The following is a 17,801-nucleotide window of genomic DNA, read 5'->3' as shown; positions in this document are numbered from 1 at the left end:
TCGCTTCAGACAACACGGCCCCAGCCATGAACGACTCCCTGCCCCCCAACGAGAGCCCTGCCCCTGCCGAGACGACGCCTGCGGCGTCCCCCACCCCGCCCCTGGCCAAGCCGCGTCAGGAAGCCTGGCGCAATCCCTGGATCGGCGTCGCCGTGGTGGCCCTGGGCCTGGCCGGCTGGCAGTGGGTGGAAACCCGCATCAAGCTCTCCGACACGCAGCAGGAACTGGCCAAGCGCCTGGCCGACGCAGACAGCCTGTCCAAGGAAACCCGGGGCGTGGCCAAGCAGTCCCAGGAGGAAGTGGGCCGTCTGCAGGCCAAGCTGGGGGCCCTGGAAGCCAAGCTGGCCGAATCCCAGAACCAGCAGGCCGCCCTGGAAAACCTCTACCAGGACCTGGCCCGCAACCGGGACGAAGCGGCCCTGGCCGAAATCGAGCAGAGCGTCACCCTGGCCGCCCAGCAGCTGCAGCTGGCCGGCAACGTGCAGGGCGCCATCCTGGCCCTGCAGGCCGCCGACGCCCGCCTCTCCCGCAGCGAACGGCCCCAGTTCACCGCCCTGCGCAAGACCATCAACCGGGATCTGGAAAAGCTGCGTGCCGCGCCCTATGTGGATGTTTCCGGCATGAACCTGCGCCTGGAAAACATCATCGTCGCCACCGACACCCTGGCCCTGGCCTTCGACGAGCGCCCCAAGCCCGAGAAGGAGGCCAAGGAAGCGGCCCCTGATGGCACGCCCGCCACCAGCTTCTGGCAGCGCCTGGGCCTGGATCTGTGGAGCGAGGTGAAGGGCCTGGTGCGCATCCAGCGCTTCGACCGCCCCGAACCGGCCCTGCTCTCCCCCTCCCAGAGCTTCTTCCTGCGGGAGAACCTCAAGCTGCGCCTGCTCAACGCCCGCCTGGCCCTGCTCTCCCGGGACCAGTGGACCTTCCGCAGCGAGCTGAAGATGTCCCAGGCCTGGCTGGAGCGCTACTTCAACACCAACGACAAGTCGGTGCAGACCGCCATCGCCAGCGTCAAGCAGCTGGCCGGCACCGAAATCGTCATCGAGCTGCCCCTGCTCAGCGACAGCCTCAACGCCCTGAAGACCCTGAAGCTGGCCAAGGAGCGCAAATGAGAGGCCTGTTCTGGATTCTCGCCCTGTTCGCCGCCGCCGTCGGCCTGGCCCTGGCGGCCCGGGTCAATGACGGCTACGTGCTGGTGGTGTTCCCGCCCTGGCGTCTGGAAGTCTCCCTCAACCTGCTGATCATCGGCCTCATCGCCGCCTTCGCCGTGCTGCACGGCCTGCTGCGCCTGGTCTCCCTGACCCTGGGCCTGCCCGCCCGGGTCAGCGAGTTCCGCGAACGGCGCAGCAAGGACAAGGCCGCCGCCGCCCTGCAGGACGCCCTGCGCCACTTCTTCGAAGGCCGTTACGGCCAGTCCATGAAGCGGGCCGAGGAATCCTTCAGTGCCGGTTACGTGCCCGGCCTCTCCGCCCTGGTGGCGGCCCGGGCCGCCCACGCCCTGCGCGAAAACGCCAAGGAAGGCCAGTGGCTGAAGGATGCGGAAGGGGACAACAACCTGAAGGTGGCCCGCCTCATGCTGACCGCCGAGATGCGCCTGGACTCCCGGGACTTCAGCGGCGCCCTCGATGCCCTGCGCCAGCTGCAGGAAACCGCCGGCCGCCACATCGCTGCCATGCGCCTGGAGCTGAAGGCCCAGCAGGGCCGCAAGGACTGGGAACAGGTGCTGCGCCTGGCCCGCCAGCTGCAGAAACGGGACGCCATGGCGCCGGAACAGGCCCGGGAAATCATCCTCAAGGCCCACCGGGAAAACATCCGCCAGCGCCAGGAAGACGCCCCTTCCCTGCTCGCCTACCTGCGCACCATCCCCAGCCGGGAAGGCTCGCCCCGCCTGGCCGCCACCGTGGCCCGGGCCCTGCTCAGCCTGGACGCCAAGGCCGAGGCCCTGAAGGTGGTGGAAAGCACCCTGGAAAAGTGCGACGAGGACGACTGGAATTCGGACCTGGTGGAAATCTACGGCCAGGTGGCCGTGGCCGACGCCGACGGCGGCGAACTCACCGCCCGCATCGCCCGGGCCGAGGGCTGGCTCAAGCAGCGCCCCCGGGATGCCGGCCTGCTCCTGGCCCTGGGCCGGCTGTGCCTGCAGCAGAAGCTGTGGGGCAAGGCCCAGAACTACCTGGAAGCCTCCCTCTCGGTGGAGGAAAGCCGCGATGCCCACCTGGAACTGGCCCGGCTGCTGGACCAGCTGGAGCGCCCCGGCGAGGCCGACCGCCACTACCGCCAGGGCTCGCGCCCGGACCTCTACCGCAACTGACGGCCCGACGGCCCCTTACGGGGGCCTGTTGCGGCAGCCGGGAAGCGCGCTAGAATGGTCATCCCAACGAGGGAAACACAGACAACACAGAGGGTATACGGGGACTAGTCATGCTCAACATCGATCTGCGCAAAATCTACAACTTCTACCCGGTGGAGCCGGCCCCCGATGCGGCCAACCTGCCCACCGGCGGCGACATCTACTACGAGTGCCTGGACTGCACCACCGTCATCAACTCGGTGCCCCACATCAAGAGCGCCTGCCCCTGCGGCAATCTGACCGGCGGCGGCGGCAACCTGACGGTGAAGCACCCGGACCGGGTGAAGGTGGTCAAGGGCAAGCTGAAATAAGCCAGCCCGCAAAACAAAAAAGGGAGCCCATGGCTCCCTTTTTTATTGGCCGCTGCCGCCGCCGGCGGACGGTTGCGGACGATTCACGACCTGCGCCAGCAGCCAGTATCCACGCCGTTCTCGGCAGATATGCCCGGGAGAATGGCTTCCCGCCTGCCTCCCGGGCCGGGTGCCCTAGACCCAGTCCCGCGGCGGCAGGAAGTCGGTGTACAGGGCGGCTTCGGCACTGCCCGCTTCCGGCTGCCAGTCGTAGCGCCACTTGACCACGGGCGGCATGGACATGAGGATGGATTCGCTGCGGCCGCCGGACTGCAGGCCGAACAGGGTGCCCCGGTCCCACACCAGGTTGAATTCCACGTAGCGGCCCCGGCGGTAGGCCTGGAAGTCCCGCTCCCGCTCGCCGTAGGCCAGGTGGCGGCGCTGTTCCAGGATGGGCAGGTAGGCCGGCACGAAGGCGTCGCCGACGCTGCGGGTGAGATCGAAGCAGCGTTCGAAGCCGCCCTCGTTGAGGTCGTCGTAGAAGACGCCGCCCACGCCCCGGGGCTCGTTGCGGTGCTTGAGGAAGAAGTATTCGTCGCACCACCTCTTGTAGCGCGGGTGCACCGTCTCGCCGAAGGGCGCCAGGGCGTCCTTGCAGGTCTGGTGGAAGTGGCGGGCATCCTCGGCGAAGCCGTAGTAGGGGGTCAGGTCCATGCCGCCGCCGAACCACCACACCGGCTCCTGGCCCTCTGCCGTGGCGATGAAGAAGCGCACGTTCATGTGGGCCGTGGGGCAGTAGGGATTGCGCGGATGCAGCACCAGGGAGACGCCCATGGCCTCGAAGCTGCGGCCGGCCAGTTCGGGCCGGTTGGCGGTGGCCGACGGCGGCAGGTTGCCGCCGGTGACATGGGAGAAATTGACGCCGCCCCGTTCGAACAGGTGGCTCTCCTCGATCACCCGGGATTCGCCGCTGCCGCCCTGGGGCCGCTGCCAGGCATCGCGGCGGAAGGTGCCGCCGTCCAGGGCCTCGAGGGCGGCGATGATGCGGTTCTGCAGGTCGGTGAGGTAGGCGCGGACGGGGGCGCTGCTGGGAAGCTGGCTCATGGGGAATTCTCGCAGGGGAAAAGAAACGGGGCGGTCATGGCCGCCCCGCTGTTTAGTGTGGTGTTGCGCGCAAAGGTTCAGCGGCTGACGGCCCGGTAGCCGATGTCCTTGCGGTACTGGACGCCGTCGAAGCGCACCTGGGCGGCCACCTCGTAGGCCCGCTTCTGGGCCAGCTTGACGTTGTCGCCCAAGGCGGTGACGCACAGCACACGGCCGCCGGAGGTCAGCACTTCGCCGTTGGGCCCGCTGCTGGTGCCGGCGTGGAAGACCTGGGCGTCGTCGCCGAAGGCGTTGCCGTGGGCCGGCAGGCCGGTAATGACATCGCCCTTCTTCGGCGTATCGGGATAGTTGGCGGCGGCCAGCACCACGCCGAGGGCGACGCGGCGGTCCCACTCGGCTTCCACCTGGTCCAGGGTGCCGGCGATGGCGTGCTCCAGGACCTTGGTCAGGTCGGACTTGAGCCGCATCATGATGGGCTGGGTTTCCGGGTCGCCCATGCGGCAGTTGAATTCCAGGGTCTTCACCGAGCCGTCCTTGCCGATCATCAGGCCGGCGTAGAGGAAGCCGGTGAAGGGAATGCCGTCGGCTTCCATGCCGCGCACCGTGGGCATGATGATTTCGCGCATGACCTTGGCGTGCACTTCCGGGGTCACCACGGGCGCCGGGGAATAGGCCCCCATGCCGCCGGTGTTGGGGCCGGTGTCGCCGTCGCCGATGCGCTTGTGGTCCTGGCTGGAGGCCAGGGGCAGCACGTTCTTGCCGTCCACCATGACGATGAAGCTGGCTTCCTCGCCGTCGAGGAAGTCCTCGATCACCACCCGGGCGCCGGCGTCGCCCAGGGCGTTGCCGGAGAGCATGTGGTCGATGGCGGCGTGGGCTTCCGCCAGATCCATGGCCACCACCACGCCCTTGCCGGCAGCCAGGCCGTCGGCCTTGATGACGATGGGGGCGCCCTGGCGATCCACGTAGGCGTGGGCCGCGGCAGCGTCGGAGAAGGTCTCGAAGCCGGCGGTGGGAATCTTGTGGCGGGCCATGAAGCGCTTGGCGAAATCCTTGGAGGATTCCAGCTGGGCCGCTTCCTTGGTGGGGCCGAAAATCTTCAGCCCCCGGGCGCGGAAGATATTGACCACACCGGCCGCCAGGGGCGCCTCGGGACCCACCAGGGTGAGGTGGATCTTTTCCTTCTCGGCGAAGTCGGCCAGGGCCACCGGATCGGTGATGTTGAGGTTTTCCAGTTCCGCTTCCCGGGCAGTGCCGGCGTTGCCGGGCGCCACGTAGACCTTCTGCAGGCCGGGGGACTGGGACAGCTTCCAGGCCAGGGCGTGCTCGCGGCCGCCGGAACCGATGACGAGGAGTTTCATTGTTTGTCCTTTGCGCTTCTCAGATATTGCACTGGGTACTGTACCAATGCGCTCGGCGGGGCAGCCCGGCTGCCCCGTCACGCAATCAATGGCGGAAGTGGCGGGCGCCGGTGACCACCATGGCCAGGCCGTGCTCGTCGGCGGCGGCGATCACTTCGGCGTCACGCATGGAGCCGCCGGGCTGGATCACGGCCTTGGCGCCGGCCTGGGCCAGCACGTCCACGCCGTCGCGGAAGGGAAAGAAGGCGTCGGATGCCACACAGGAACCGTCCAGGGAGAGGCCGGCGGCCTGGGCCTTGATGGCGGCGATCTTGGTGGAATCGACGCGGCTCATCTGGCCGGCACCCACGCCCAGGGTCATGCCGCCGCCGCAGAAGACGATGGCGTTGGACTTGACGAACTTGGCGACGCGGTAGGCAAAGAGCAGGTCTTCCAGCTGGGCGTCGGTGGGGGCCTTCTTGGTCACCACTTTCAGGTCGGAGGGCTGGACGTTGAACATGTCCGGGCTCTGGATCAGCAGACCGCCGCCCACGCGCTTGTATTCGAAGGCGTGGTAGGCGCGCTGCAGGGGCACTTCCAGCACCCGCAGGTTGGTCTTGCCGGCCAGCAGTTCCTTGGCGGCGGGGGTGAAGGCCGGGGCGATCAGCACTTCGACGAAGTGCTTGCGCTCGTTCATGGCGTTCACCACATCCACGTCCACGGTGCCGTTGAAGGCGATGATGCCGCCGAAGGCGGAGGTGGAGTCGGTCTTGAAGGCCTTTTCATAGGCTTCCAGCAGCTTGCCGCCGATGGCCACGCCACAGGGGTTGGCGTGCTTGATGATGACGCAGGCCGGGGTGTCGAAGACCTTGACGCATTCCCAGGCGGCATCGGCGTCGGCGATGTTGTTGTAGGACAGTTCCTTGCCCTGCAGCTGGGTGTAGTTGGCGATGGCGCCGGGGGTGTGCACCGGGTCCTTGTAGAAGGCGGCCTGCTGGTGGGGGTTCTCGCCGTAGCGCAGCACTTCGACGCGGTCGAAGGCGGCGTGGTAGGCGGCGGGGAATTGCTGGGGCTGGTTCTGCTCATCCAGGCTGGTGAGCCAGTTGGCGATGGCGGAATCGTAGCGGGCGGTATGGGTGAAGGCCTTCTTGGCCAGACCGAAGCGGGTGTTGAGGGACAGCTCGCCGCCGTGGCCCTGCATTTCGTCCAGCAGGGGCTGGTAGTCGGCCGGATCGGTGACGATGGCGACACCGGCGTAGTTCTTGGCGGAGGAGCGGACCATGGCGGGGCCGCCGATGTCGATGTTCTCGATGGCATCTTCCAGGGTGACGTTGGGCTTGGCCACGGTCTCGCGGAAGGGGTAGAGGTTCACGCACACCAGGTCGATGGTGGGGATGCCGTGCTGCTCGATGGTGGCCAGGTGCTCGGGCAGGTCGCGGCGGGCCAGGATGCCGCCGTGCACCTTGGGATGCAGGGTCTTGACGCGGCCGTCGAGCATTTCCGGGAAGCCGGTGTAGTCGCCGATTTCGGTGACCGCCAGGCCGGCGTCGCGCAGCATCTTGGCGGTGCCGCCGGTGGACAGGAGCTTGACGCCTTGGGCGGCCAGGCCTTGGGCGAATTCGAGAACGCCGCGCTTATCGGAAACGGAAATGAGGGCTTGACGGATTTTCATGGTGGATGCGGTGAAAGATTGAAAACGGTGAATGGCGATGAAACGGGAAGGGGGCCGGGTGGGGCTCAGATGAGCTTGTAGTCCACCAGTTTCTTGCGCAGGGTATTGCGGTTGATGCCCAGCATCTCGGCGGCCAGGGTCTGGTTGCCGCCGGCCTGCTGCAGGACGATCTGCAGCATGGGTTTTTCCACATTACGCATGACCATGTCGTAGATGGCTGCCGGACGCTCCCCGTCCAGGTCCCGGAAGTACTGCTCCAGTGCCCCGAACACGCAGGCGGAAATATCATTGTTATTGCGGCTCATGGCCGAGGTACCTCTCCAAAAGTGTGTTGCTGACGCCCTCTGTGAGGCGGCGTCCGGCCTGCCCGGGAAGCGCGCGGCTCCCGCTCAGGCGGCCAGATCGTGATCCTGCTCTTGTTGTGGTGCTTCGTACTTCAGGTGTTCGCCGGCCTGGGCCAGGCTGGCAAAGAATTCGTTGACGGCGGCCTGCTGGGCATCCAGTTCCATGAGCTGGTTCATGGTCTTGCGGAAGGCGGCGGAACCCACCAGGCCCTTGGTGTACCAGGAGATGTGCTTGCGGGCGATCTTCACCCCGGTCTCGATGCCGTAGAAGGCATAGAGGTCCTGCAGGTGCTCCTGCAGGATGCGGTGGATTTCCTCCACCCGGGGCGGGGGCAGGTGCTCGCCGGTCTTCAGGAAGTGTTCGATCTCGCGGAAAATCCAGGGCCGGCCCTGGGCGGCGCGACCGATCATGACGCCGTCGGCGCCGGTCACTTCCAGCACATGCCTGGCCTTTTCCGGGGTGGTGATGTCGCCGTTGGCGATCACCGGAATGCCGATCTGGCTTTTCACCAGGGCGATGGTTTCGTATTCGGCCTCGCCGGTGTACTGGTCGGCCCGGGTGCGGCCATGGATGGCCACGGCGCGGATGCCGGATGCCTCGGCGATGCGGGCAATGGTGGGGGCGTTCTTGTTAAGGCGGTTCCAGCCGGTGCGGAACTTGAGGGTCACCGGGGTATCGGGCACGGCGCCGACCACGGCCTCCAGGATGCGGCCCACCAGCACCTCGTCCTGCATCAGGGCCGAGCCGGCCATGACGTTGCACACTTTCTTGGCAGGGCAGCCCATGTTGATGTCGATGATCTGGGCGCCGTTGTCCACGTTGTACTTGGCCGCCTCAGCCATCATGGCCGGATCGGCGCCGGCGATCTGCACGGAAATGGGCGCCACTTCCCCTTCGTGGTTGGCCCGGCGCTGGGTTTTCTTGCTGCCGTAGAGCAGGGAATTGGAGGTGACCATCTCGGACACCGCCAGGCCCGCGCCCAGGGTCTTGCACAATTGCCGGAACGGCCGGTCCGTGACCCCCGCCATGGGAGCGACGAACAGATTGTTGCGCAAGGTAAAACCGCAAAATTCCATAGGTATTGCCGGGCAAGAAAGGGGTGAGGAAGGGGGCGGATTCTACCCCAAGCGCTGCCTAAAAAATAGTCACCAGACGGGGCGCGGCTTTGCGGGGCACAGGCGGAACCCGAAAAACCAATTTGTGAAATAAGTCACAGATAGCAAAGACTACCCCAACCTGGGTAAGCAACTGGCTTTTTCGCTGCCGGAAGTCGCCCGGGCCAGACAGAAACACGCCTCCATTCCACGGAAAGGGGCAGTGGCGCCGTCAGGGCAAGGCGCGCCGGCCCGCCGTTGGCTCACTGCCAACAAGGGCCGACGCAACGCCGCCCTGGCGGTGTCAATGCCCCTTTACGGCCAGGCGCGGGCGCCCCAGATCATGCGCTTGGCAACGAAATGGCGGGCCGGCGGGAACAGGTCCAGGGCCAGCAGGCCCAGGCCCCGGGCCAGGCGCAGGGGAGCAATGTCGTTGGAGAAGAGACGCACGATGCCATCGGTGAACAGGGCGCTGCCCTGCCGGTCCGTCCGCCGCCCCCGGGCGTAGGCCTGGAGCGTTGCCGCAGCCCCGGGGTCCGGGCTGGGGGCCAGGAGGGACGCCAGTTCCCAGGCATCGCGCAGGCCCAGGTTGAAGCCCTGGCCGGAGACCGGATGCAGGGTCTGGGCGGTGTTGCCGACCCACACTTCCCGCTGGGCCACGGTCTCCTGGCGCAGGCGCAGGGCCAGGGGAAAGCGGGCCCGGGGGCCGGCGCCGGTGAAGGTGAGGCGGTTGCCGAACTGGGCCTGCAGGGCGGCGACGAAGGCCTCGTCGTCCAGGCCCATGAGCCAGTCGGCCTTGGCCGGCGGCACGGTGAAGACGATAGCGTAGCCGTCCTCCAGGGGCAGCAGGGCCAGGGGACCGTCGGCGGTGAAACGCTCCCAGGCCTGACAGCCGTGGGGTTCCCGGGTGCGCACTTCGGCCAGCACCGCATGCTGGCGGTAATCCCGCACCGACACGGCCGGGTCGTCGTAGGGCGTGCCTTCGGCATGGACCAGCAGACGGGCGCCCAGGCGCAACACCTCGCCCTGCTGCTGCAGGGTGACGCCGACGCCGGCCCCATCGGCACGCCAATCCACGGCCCTGCTCTGGCGCAGGACGCTGATGGCCGGCGTCCGGGCCACCCGTTCGGCCAAGGCCGCGGCCAGGTCGCCGTAGCGCATGACGTAGCCGAGGGAGGGCAGCTGGTAGTCGGCCGCGGTCATGACGGCGCGGCCGAAGCCGTCCCGCTGGGAGATATGGATGTGGTCGATGGCGGTGGCGGCCCGGGCGTTCCAGGCCTCCAGGGTTTCCAGCAGCTGGCGGGCGCCGTGGGACAGGGCCAGGGCCCGGGGATCGCCGGCTGCGGCGTCGGCCGGGGCTGCATCCACCAGGGTCACCCGGTGCCGGCTGGCGGCCAGGGCCAGCGCCAGGGTCATGCCCACCGGGCCGGCGCCCAGAACCAGGATGTCGGTATCGGGGGCGGCGCTCACGACAGATGCTCCATGACCGCCTCGATCTCCGCCACGGTGCGGGGCGCCGTGGTGTAGACGCGGCAGCCGTCGGCGGTGACCACCACGTCGTCCTCGATGCGGATGCCGATGCCGTGCAGGTGGGCCGGCACGTCGTCGCCGGGACGGATGTAAAGGCCGGGTTCGACGGTGAGGGTCATGCCCGGCTGCAGGGTCACCCAGTTGTCCCCTTCCTTGTATTCGCCGGCATCGTGCACGTCCAGCCCCAGCCAGTGGCCGGTGCGGTGCATGTAGAAACGGGTGTAGGCCTTGCCTTCGACGAGGGTGTCCACGTCGCCCTTGAGCAGGCCCAGATCCACCATGCCCCGGGTCAGGACCCGCACCGCCGCATCGTGGGGGGCCATGAAGGCGACGCCGGGACGGGTGGCGTCGATGGCCGCCGCCTGGGCCGCCAGGACGATTTCGTAGACATCCCGCTGGGCCGCGGAAAAGCGGCCATTGACGGGGAAGGTGCGGGTGATGTCGGAGGCGTAGCCCTCCACCTCGCAGCCGGCGTCGATCAGCACCAGGGCGCCGTCGGCCAGCAGCTTGTCGTTTTCCACATAGTGCAGGACGCAGGCATTGGCCCCGCCGGCGACGATGGGCGGATAGGCGTGGGAGGAGGCGCCGCGGCGGCGGAATTCATAGGTCAGCTCGGCCTCCAGCTCGTACTCGGCGAGGCCGGGACGGCAGCGGGCCATGGCCCGGGCATGGCCCGCTGCGGCGATGTCGGCGGCGCGCTGCATGCAGTCCAGCTCGTGGGCGTCCTTCACCAGGCGCTGCCGGTCCAGGGCGGCGCGCAGGTCGCGGATTTCCGCCGGGGCCCGCTTGCCGGCCCGGCTCTGGGCCCGCACCGCATTGAGGGCGCCGGCGATGCGGGCATCCCAGTCGCTGTCATGGCCGAGGGAATGCCAGAGGGAGTCCCGGTCCGCCAGCAGTTCGGCCAGGCGGCCGTCCAGTTCGCCGATGGGATAGGCGGCGTCGACACCGAAGGCTTCCCGGGCGGCCTCGGGACCATAGCGGAAGCCGTCCCAGATTTCCCGCTCCTCGTTTTTCTCGCGGCAGAAGAGCAGGGACTGGGGCTCGGCCCCGCCCACCAGCACCAGCACCGCATCGGGCTCGGGAAAACCGGTGAGATACCAGAAGTAGGAATCGAAGCGGTAGGGATGGTGGGTGTCCCGGTTGCGCACCCGCTCGGGCGCGGTGGGGACGACGGCGACGCCGTTGCCGAGGGCCTGCAGCAGGCGTTGGCGACGGGCGCGGAAAGGATCTTGGGTCATGGCGGAGAGCCTCGTATTACCTTGTTTCTAGGACGTTCGACGTAATGCTTTTGCGGACGGGTTTGGCTATAGTGCGCACGTCTTTGTCATGCCCCGCCGTCGGATATCAACATGATCAACACCTTGAAGCAGCTCGAAAGCCATCGGGAGCAGATCATCGCTCGCCTGCCCAGTTATTGCCAGAGCCGCATCAACGACCGCTTCGGCCGTTACCAGAACGAGTGCCAGGAATGCCGCCGTCTGCTGCGCAATTTCGCCAGCGACCACAACGAACACCCGGACCAGGCGGCGGGCCGCCTGCGTCAGCACATCATCAACTGCGACTGCCTCGGCGGCGCCCATCTGCGGCGCAGCGCCGACCGGCAGCCGGCCACGGCCCGCTGAGGCCGCCGCCGGGCTAGACCCGGGCGGCACCGCCCAGTTCCGCATCCAGGGCCTGCAGGCGGGCCGGCGTGCCCACATCCTCCCAGCGCCCCCGGTACAACTCGCCCCCCACCTGGCCCCGGGCCATGGCCTGGCGCAGCAGGGGCGCCAGCTTTGCCGGCTGGCCGGCCACGAGTCCGGCAAAGAGGGCGGGGCGATAGAGGCCGATGCCGGCGAAGGTATGGCGCGGTGTGCCGGCATCCGTCACCCGCCCATCCGCCAGCGCAAAATCCCCTTCCGGGTGCTGGGGCGGATTGGGCACCAGCACCAGATGGGCCTGGTCCTCGCCCAGGGCCAATGCCGGCGCCCGGCCCACATCCCAGTCGCAATAAACGTCACCGTTGATCACCAGGAAAGGCTCATCTCCCAGCAGGGACAGGGCCTGGACGATGCCGCCGGCAGTTTCCAGGGCCCCCGGCGGCTCGGGCGAATAGGCGAGGTGCAGGCCCCAGGCGGAACCATTGCCGAGGGCGGCCTCGATCTGCGCCCCCAGGTGGGCATGGTTGATCACCACCTCGCGGAAGCCCGCGGCGGCCAGGCGCTCCAGGTGCCAGACGATGAGGGGCTTGCCGCCCACCGGCAGCAAGGGCTTGGGGCAGGTGTCGGTAAGGGGGCGCATGCGTTCGCCACGCCCCGCCGCCAGGATCATGACCCGCATCAGAAGGTGTAGCCCACCTGGACTTCGCCCTGGGGCTCCAGCTCGTCGAGGAGCCGAGCCAGGGCCCGCAGGTCGCCGTAGCGCTCGCAGGTGCGGCGCAGGTAGGACATGACCCGGGGCATGTCCTTCAGGTAGCCGTCCTTGCCGTCCCGATGGCAGAGGCGGGCGAAAATGCCCAGGACCTTGAGCTGGCGCTGGGCTCCCATCCACTCGTAGTCCTTGTAGAAATCATCGAAGTTGGCATGGACCGGCAGGCCGGCCTTGCGCGCCTTTTCCCAGTAGCGGATGACCCAGTCCAGTTCCTGGTCCTCTTCCCACTGGATGTAGGCATCGCGGAAGAGGGACACCAGGTCGTAGGTGATGGGGCCGTACACCGCGTCCTGGAAATCGATGATGCCCGGATTGGGAATGGTCACCATGAGGTTGCGGGAGTGGTAATCCCGGTGCACATACACCGAGGGCTGGGCCAGGTTGTTGGCCAGCAGCTTGGCAAAGACGTCGTCCAGCACATGCTGCTGCTTGTCGCTGAGGCTCTTGCCCAGGTGCTTGCCCACATACCATTCGGGGAACAGGCCCAGCTCCCGCTGCAGCAGGGCCGCATCGTAGGGAGGCAGTTCCCCGGGCCGGCTGGCCTGCTGGATGCGCACCAGGGCATCCACCGCCTCGCCGTAGAGGGCCCCGGCATTTTCCCCGTCCAGCACGGACAGGTAGGTGGTGCTGCCCAGGTCGGAAAGGAGCAGGAAACCCTGGGCCAGGTCGGCAGCGAAAACCTCCGGCACATGCACCCCGGCGCCCCGCAGCAGCTGCTCCACATGCAGCCAGGGGGCGCAGTCTTCGTGGCTCGGCGGCGCATCCATGACGATGCGGGAAGGGCTGCCGTCGGCAAAGCTGACGCGGAAATAGCGCCGGAAGCTGGCATCGGCGGAAGCCGGGGTCAGGCTGAAGGTTGCACCGGAAAACTGACTCTCTAGCCAGGCCTGAAGCTGGGCGGTACGCGGCATGCCGCTTCTCCTCGTTCGAAGATGCTAAAATGCGGCGATTTTAGCATCCACGCTGCACGCCTCACGGGGCTTCGCCGCGGCATGCCCACCGATTTCCCTGAATTCCCTGTCCATGCCATTTGCCCGTCGCCCTCTGGCGCTCCTTCTCTGCTGCGGCTTTGCCGGTGCCGTTCTCGGCTCCCTACCCGAGGAAGCGCTCGCCCAGGGAATGACGCCGCTGAGTGTGGATCCGACCCTGCTCGGCCTGCCGCCGGCCCAACCCAAACCCAAGCCTGCCCCCCGTCCCGCCGAAGCGGAAAGCGCCCCCCGGGCCACGGCCACCCCGGTGACCGCTCCGGAGCCGATCCCGAGCAAGGAACTGAACAACGACGGCCCCGCGCCGGCAGCCGCCAAGCCGGCACCGGCCACCAAAGCCGTGGCGGCTCCCGCTCCCCAGCCCGCGCCGGCACCGGCCGCCCCCGCCCGCAAGGCGGCGGCACCTGCCGCACCGATCGTCGCCGCCCCGCCCGTGACCCAGCCGGCCCCGGTGGTGCCCGTGACGACTCCGGCGGCGGAATCCTCCCGCCCGGCCACCGTCGCCCCGGCGGCCGTGACCTATCCCACCCCTGCCCGTCCGGCTCCCCAGGCCGCCCAGGCCAGCGGCGGTCTGGCACCGCTGCGGGTGGACCCGGCCCTGCTCGGCCTGCCACCGGCTCCGGCGACCACCCAGGTGGCCCGTCCCGCGGCGCCTGCAGCCACGCCCATCACCAGCACCGGCGCGGCTCCGGCGGCAACCCCGGCAACAACGACTGCCGCTACCGCCACCAGCCCGGCTGGCGCCACGACAACCAGTGCCATCGCTCCTGGCCGGCGCGCTGTCCGGGCACCCCTGGTGGCCCCGGCGGAAGTCCTGGCCCGGGAGCCGGCAGCGACGCCCGCTCCGGCCCGCACCGTGGCAGTGGCAGCAGCGCCCGCACCCATCGCCCACAAGGGTGAGGCGGCGGGTGGCACGGCCCTCGGTCCCCTCAAGGTGGATCCGACCCTGCTGGGCCTGCCCCCCCTGCCGGCGCCGGCGGCGCCGCCCCAGATTGTGAACGCAGTCTCCGACCCCCAGGCCGAAGCCGAAGCCATGGCCCCGGCCCTGCCGCCCCGCCGCCGTCGCGGCGAGGAGACCGAGAACGCCGTCCCCCTGCCCTACGCCGAGCGGGATCCGGGACCGGCCCTGGCACTGCGTCGTTCGCGCAACATGACGCCGCTGCCGAAGAACGACGACGCCCGCCCCACCTTCCTCACCGCCCGCCGCCTGTACGGCGTCGCCGACCGGGAAGCCGTGCTGGAAGGCGATGCCGAAATGCGCCGCTCCGACACCGTCCTCACTTCGGACCGGCTGGTCTACTGGCAGAACGAAGACGAAGTGGAGGCCACCGGCAACGTGGTCTATGAACAGGAAGGCACCAAGGTATCCGGCCCCAGCCTGTTGATGCGTCTTTCCGACAGCACCGGCGTCTTCGACCAGGCCGCCTACTCCATCCGTCAGGAGCGCAAGGTGCCGGTGTGGGGCGTGCGGGAAAACAGCATGGCGATGGGCACCTCTCTTACTACCGGTCGTGGCCAGTCGGAAAAGATGGAATTCCTCGGCGAAAACCATATTCGCCTGGCCAATGCCACCTACACTACCTGCGCCCCGGGCAACAACGACTGGTACGCCAAGGCCGACTCCCTCGACCTCAATTACGACAGCGAGGAAGGCGAAGGCAAGAACGGCACCCTGTACTTCAAGGATGTGCCCATCTTCTACATGCCGAGCATGAGCTTCGCCCTCAACAACCGGCGCAAGTCAGGCTTCCTCGCTCCCACCTTCGGCACCAACAGCCTCAGCGGCGCCACGCTGACCACGCCCTACTACTGGAACATCGCGCCCAACATGGACGCCACCATCGCCCCCCGGGTGATGACCAAGCGGGGCCTGCAGCTGGGCGGCGAGTTGCGCTACCTGAACTACGACTACAGCGGCTACGCCCGGGGCGAGTATGTGCCGACCGACAACGTGCGTAACCTGGACAACCGCTACGCCGTCAATATCTGGCACAACCACAATTTCGGCAACGGCTTCACCGGCCTGCTGAACCTGAACAAGGTTTCGGACGACTACTTCTACACCGACCTTTCCAGCCGCATCGGTGTCAGTGCCCAGACCCTGCTGCCCCGCCAGGGCAAGCTCTCCTATGGTTCCACCTGGTGGGGGGCCACGGTCAACGTAAACCGCTACCAGACCCTGCAGCCGGACGCCGCCAACCCCATCATTGCACCGTACGACACGGTGCCCCAGGTGACCGTCAGCGCCCGCCGTCCGGACTACTTCGGCACCGATGTCTCGGTGCTGGGCCAGTTCACCTCCTTCAGCCACCGTACCAAGGTCGAAGGCGACCGTACCGTGGTCTATCCCCAGGTGTCCCTGCCCCTGATCTTCCCGGCGTTCTATGTGACGCCGAAGGTCGGCATGCACGTCACCAGCTACAGCCTGTCCCGCCAGGCAGCGACGGTACCGGATCGCATCAGCCGCAGCCTGCCCATCTTCAGCGTGGACAGCGGCCTCACCTTTGAGCGCGACACCACCCTGCTGGGCACGGCCTTCACCCAGACCCTGGAGCCCCGGCTGTACTACGTCTATGTGCCGAACAAGGACCAGAGCAACATTCCGATTTTCGACACGGGCATCGCCGACTTCAATTTCGGCCAGATCTTCTCGGAAAACCGCTACGTCGGCCAGGACCGCATTGGCGACGCCAACCAGCTCACCGCTGCCGTCACCACCCGCTTCATCGGCCCCAATACCGGTCGGGAATACTTCCGCGCCCTGGTGGGCCAGCGTTACTACTTCGACGACCAGATGGTCACCGTGCCCGGCGAGAAGCCCCGCCAGCACAAGAACACCAACTGGCTGGCCGCCGTTTCCGGCCAGATCATGCCCAAGACCTATCTCGACGGCGCCGTCGAATACAACCCCTTCGATGCCCGTACCGACCGTCTGACGGTGGCCGGCCGCTACCAGCCGGAACTGGGCAAGGTGCTCAACGCCGGCTACCGTTACACCCGGGACGTGCTGGGCAACCTGGACGTTTCCGGCCAATGGCCCCTGGGCCGCGGCTGGTACGGCGTGGGCCGCTACAACTACTCCCTGAAGGAAAAGCGGGTGGTGGAAAACATTGCCGGCCTGGAATACAACGGCGGCTGCTGGGTCGTGCGCGGGGTCATCCAGCGCTACGCCCTGACGGCCAATACGTCGTCCACCGCCTTCTTCGTGCAGCTCGAACTCAACGACTTCTCCCGCATCGGTTCCAATCCGCTGGACCTGCTGCGCCGGACCATCCCCGGTTACGGCCGCATCAACCAGCCCATGGCCGACCCGGTGTTCGGAGGTGAGGAATAATGCAGACCATGATGAAATACTGGCTCTCCCTGCTGCTCTGCCTGGCGGCCTGCCAGGCCAACGCCCAGACCTACCGCGGCCAGCGTACCGACCCGGTGGAGGCGGACCGCATCATCGCCGTGGTCAACAGCGAGGTCATCACCCTCAACGAACTGCGCCAGCGCCTCGACTCCGTGGTCAGCCAGCTGCGCCGCCAGGGCACGCCCCTGCCCCCGGCCGACGTGCTGGAGAAGCAGATGCTGGAGCGCATGGTGGTGGACAAGGTGCAGGTCCAGTTCGCCAAGGAGAACGGTATCCGCATCGAGGATGCCCAGCTGGACATGGCCCTCAACCGCATCGCCGCCAACAACAAGATGACCCTGGCCCAGTTCCGCCAGGCCCTGGAAAAGGACGGCATCGCCTTCGCCAAGTTCCGCGAGGAAATCCGCCAGGAAATCACCGTGTCCCGCCTGCGGGAGCGGGAAGTGGATGCCAAGCTGCTCGTCTCCGAAGGCGAAATCGACAACTACCTGGCCGGCGCCAGTGCCGGCGGCAGTGCCGAGGAATACCAGGTGGCCCACATCCTGGTGCGCTCCCCCGAGTCTGCCAGCCCCGAGCAGTTGCAGAAGCTAAAGGCCAAGGCCGAGCAGATTCTCGACCGCCTCAAGCGGGGCGAGGATTTCGCCCAGGTGGCCGCCGCCTACTCCGACGCCCCCGACGCCCTGCAGGGCGGCAACCTGGGTTTCCGCCCCCTGGACCGCATGCCCAACATCTTCGCCGAGACCGTGCAGAAGATGCAGCCCAGCCAGCTGTCCCCCGTGATCCGCAGCCCCAACGGCTTCCACATCGTCAAGCTGGTGGCCAAGAAGGGCGGCGCCTCCATTCCCGCCGTGCAGCAGACCCACGCCCGCCACATCCTGATCAAGGTGAACGAGGTGGTGTCCGAGGCCGAAGCCAAGCGCAAGCTGCAGGCCGTGAAGGAACGCCTGGACCACGGCGGCGACTTTGCCGAGCTGGCCCGCCTCTACTCCCAGGACGGCTCCGCCCCCAAGGGCGGCGACCTGGACTGGCTCTATCCCGGCGACACCGTGCCCGAATTCGAACGGGCCATGGATGCCCTGAAGGTGGGCGAAGTCAGCCAGCCGGTGCAGTCCATGTTCGGCTGGCACCTGATCCAGGTGCTGGAGCGCCGCGTCCAGGACGTTTCCCAGGACCGGCAGCGGGCCATCGCCCGCAACGCCCTGCGCGAACGCAAGTCCGACGAGGCCTACCAGGACTGGCTGCGCCAGTTGCGCGACCGGGCCTACGTGGAGTATCGCTGGGAAGAGCAGTAAGCACCCGGCAATCACCAGGGGGCCTGCGGGCCCC

General features: G+C 67.7%; 15 protein-coding genes. 6 read left to right on the top strand and 9 right to left on the bottom strand.

Annotated features, from left to right (window positions below; all coding sequences use genetic code 11):
- Positions 1 to 26: 26 nt before the first annotated feature.
- The 3 genes from AC3QLZ_RS14845 (at position 27) to AC3QLZ_RS14835 (ending at position 2,661) form a co-directional block, all read left to right on the top strand.
- Entirely contained in the window at positions 27 to 1,112 is a 1,086-nt protein-coding gene (locus tag AC3QLZ_RS14845; RefSeq protein ID WP_014236688.1) for a uroporphyrinogen-III C-methyltransferase, read from the top strand.
- Positions 1,109 to 2,311, top strand: a complete 1,203-nt coding sequence (locus AC3QLZ_RS14840) for a heme biosynthesis HemY N-terminal domain-containing protein (protein ID WP_014236687.1) — start codon at positions 1,109 to 1,111, stop codon at positions 2,309 to 2,311. The genes AC3QLZ_RS14845 and AC3QLZ_RS14840 overlap by 4 nt, the downstream gene beginning before the upstream one ends.
- Before the next feature lie 110 nt (positions 2,312 to 2,421).
- A complete protein-coding gene (locus AC3QLZ_RS14835) occupies positions 2,422 to 2,661 on the top strand; it encodes a hypothetical protein (protein ID WP_014236686.1) in 240 nt (79 codons plus the stop codon).
- A 174-nt stretch (positions 2,662 to 2,835) separates the two neighbouring features.
- On the opposite strand, the gene hemF is transcribed toward AC3QLZ_RS14835, so the two are convergent.
- The 7 genes from hemF to pepP all read right to left on the bottom strand — a co-directional run bounded on the left by hemF (position 2,836) and on the right by pepP (position 10,963).
- On the bottom strand, positions 2,836 to 3,744 hold the full coding sequence (gene hemF, locus AC3QLZ_RS14830; protein ID WP_014236685.1) for an oxygen-dependent coproporphyrinogen oxidase: 909 nt from the start codon (positions 3,742 to 3,744) through the stop codon (positions 2,836 to 2,838).
- Positions 3,745 to 3,821: 77 nt separating this feature from the next.
- Positions 3,822 to 5,105, bottom strand: a complete 1,284-nt coding sequence (purD, locus tag AC3QLZ_RS14825; RefSeq protein WP_014236684.1) for a phosphoribosylamine--glycine ligase — start codon at positions 5,103 to 5,105, stop codon at positions 3,822 to 3,824.
- 85 nt (positions 5,106 to 5,190) lie between these two features.
- A complete protein-coding gene (gene purH, locus AC3QLZ_RS14820; protein WP_014236683.1) occupies positions 5,191 to 6,756 on the bottom strand; it encodes a bifunctional phosphoribosylaminoimidazolecarboxamide formyltransferase/IMP cyclohydrolase in 1,566 nt (521 codons plus the stop codon).
- Between the two features lie 65 nt (positions 6,757 to 6,821).
- Entirely contained in the window at positions 6,822 to 7,061 is a 240-nt protein-coding gene (locus AC3QLZ_RS14815) for a helix-turn-helix domain-containing protein (RefSeq protein ID WP_014236682.1), read from the bottom strand.
- An 84-nt stretch (positions 7,062 to 7,145) separates the two neighbouring features.
- Positions 7,146 to 8,177, bottom strand: coding sequence for a tRNA dihydrouridine synthase DusB (gene dusB, locus AC3QLZ_RS14810; RefSeq protein WP_014236681.1), 1,032 nt, complete (start codon positions 8,175 to 8,177; stop codon positions 7,146 to 7,148).
- Positions 8,178 to 8,510: 333 nt separating this feature from the next.
- On the bottom strand, positions 8,511 to 9,665 hold the full coding sequence (locus AC3QLZ_RS14805; RefSeq protein WP_014236680.1) for an FAD-dependent monooxygenase: 1,155 nt from the start codon (positions 9,663 to 9,665) through the stop codon (positions 8,511 to 8,513).
- Positions 9,662 to 10,963, bottom strand: coding sequence for a Xaa-Pro aminopeptidase (gene pepP, locus AC3QLZ_RS14800; protein WP_014236679.1), 1,302 nt, complete (start codon positions 10,961 to 10,963; stop codon positions 9,662 to 9,664). The genes AC3QLZ_RS14805 and pepP overlap by 4 nt, the downstream gene beginning before the upstream one ends.
- A 111-nt stretch (positions 10,964 to 11,074) precedes the next feature.
- On the opposite strand from pepP, the gene AC3QLZ_RS14795 reads away from it, so the two are divergent.
- Positions 11,075 to 11,347 (top strand): hypothetical protein, encoded by a 273-nt coding sequence (locus AC3QLZ_RS14795; RefSeq protein ID WP_014236678.1) that lies wholly within the window; start codon positions 11,075 to 11,077, stop codon positions 11,345 to 11,347.
- A 13-nt stretch (positions 11,348 to 11,360) separates the two neighbouring features.
- Here AC3QLZ_RS14795 and murU read toward each other — a convergent pair whose 3' ends face one another.
- On the bottom strand, positions 11,361 to 12,044 hold the full coding sequence (gene murU / locus AC3QLZ_RS14790) for an N-acetylmuramate alpha-1-phosphate uridylyltransferase MurU (protein WP_014236677.1): 684 nt from the start codon (positions 12,042 to 12,044) through the stop codon (positions 11,361 to 11,363).
- Positions 12,044 to 13,045 carry an aminoglycoside phosphotransferase family protein gene (locus AC3QLZ_RS14785; RefSeq protein ID WP_014236676.1) on the bottom strand — a complete coding sequence of 334 codons (1,002 nt, stop codon included), beginning with the start codon at positions 13,043 to 13,045 and terminating at the stop codon, positions 12,044 to 12,046. Before AC3QLZ_RS14785 ends, murU begins: the two co-directional genes overlap by 1 nt.
- A 112-nt stretch (positions 13,046 to 13,157) precedes the next feature.
- Between AC3QLZ_RS14785 and AC3QLZ_RS14780 the strand changes: the two genes are divergently transcribed.
- Positions 13,158 to 16,454, top strand: a complete 3,297-nt coding sequence (locus tag AC3QLZ_RS14780; RefSeq protein ID WP_014236675.1) for an LPS-assembly protein LptD — start codon at positions 13,158 to 13,160, stop codon at positions 16,452 to 16,454.
- Complete coding sequence (locus AC3QLZ_RS14775) at positions 16,454 to 17,767, top strand: peptidylprolyl isomerase (protein WP_014236674.1); 1,314 nt, start codon at positions 16,454 to 16,456, stop codon at positions 17,765 to 17,767. The genes AC3QLZ_RS14780 and AC3QLZ_RS14775 overlap by 1 nt, the downstream gene beginning before the upstream one ends.
- The last annotated feature ends 34 nt before the right edge of the window (positions 17,768 to 17,801 follow it).

It is taken from the genome of Azospira sp. MPR-LB4, assembly GCF_058809525.1.
The sequence above is the reverse complement of the archived record's forward strand: the minus strand, read 5'-3'. Positions and strand labels throughout refer to the sequence as shown.

Bases quoted from the DNA above. Each gene is read 5' to 3' on its own strand.
- AC3QLZ_RS14845 (WP_014236688.1), top strand. From the start codon at position 27: ATGAACGACTCCCTGCCCCCCAACGAGAGCCCTGCCCCTGCCGAGACG.
- AC3QLZ_RS14840 (WP_014236687.1), top strand. From the start codon at position 1,109: ATGAGAGGCCTGTTCTGGATTCTCGCCCTGTTCGCCGCCGCCGTCGGC.
- AC3QLZ_RS14835 (WP_014236686.1), top strand. From the start codon at position 2,422: ATGCTCAACATCGATCTGCGCAAAATCTACAACTTCTACCCGGTGGAG.
- hemF (WP_014236685.1), bottom strand. From the start codon at position 3,744: ATGAGCCAGCTTCCCAGCAGCGCCCCCGTCCGCGCCTACCTCACCGAC.
- purD (WP_014236684.1), bottom strand. From the start codon at position 5,105: ATGAAACTCCTCGTCATCGGTTCCGGCGGCCGCGAGCACGCCCTGGCC.
- purH (WP_014236683.1), bottom strand. From the start codon at position 6,756: ATGAAAATCCGTCAAGCCCTCATTTCCGTTTCCGATAAGCGCGGCGTT.
- AC3QLZ_RS14815 (WP_014236682.1), bottom strand. From the start codon at position 7,061: ATGAGCCGCAATAACAATGATATTTCCGCCTGCGTGTTCGGGGCACTG.
- dusB (WP_014236681.1), bottom strand. From the start codon at position 8,177: ATGGAATTTTGCGGTTTTACCTTGCGCAACAATCTGTTCGTCGCTCCC.
- pepP (WP_014236679.1), bottom strand. From the start codon at position 10,963: ATGACCCAAGATCCTTTCCGCGCCCGTCGCCAACGCCTGCTGCAGGCC.
- AC3QLZ_RS14795 (WP_014236678.1), top strand. From the start codon at position 11,075: ATGATCAACACCTTGAAGCAGCTCGAAAGCCATCGGGAGCAGATCATC.
- murU (WP_014236677.1), bottom strand. From the start codon at position 12,044: ATGCGGGTCATGATCCTGGCGGCGGGGCGTGGCGAACGCATGCGCCCC.
- AC3QLZ_RS14785 (WP_014236676.1), bottom strand. From the start codon at position 13,045: ATGCCGCGTACCGCCCAGCTTCAGGCCTGGCTAGAGAGTCAGTTTTCC.
- AC3QLZ_RS14780 (WP_014236675.1), top strand. From the start codon at position 13,158: ATGCCATTTGCCCGTCGCCCTCTGGCGCTCCTTCTCTGCTGCGGCTTT.
- AC3QLZ_RS14775 (WP_014236674.1), top strand. From the start codon at position 16,454: ATGCAGACCATGATGAAATACTGGCTCTCCCTGCTGCTCTGCCTGGCG.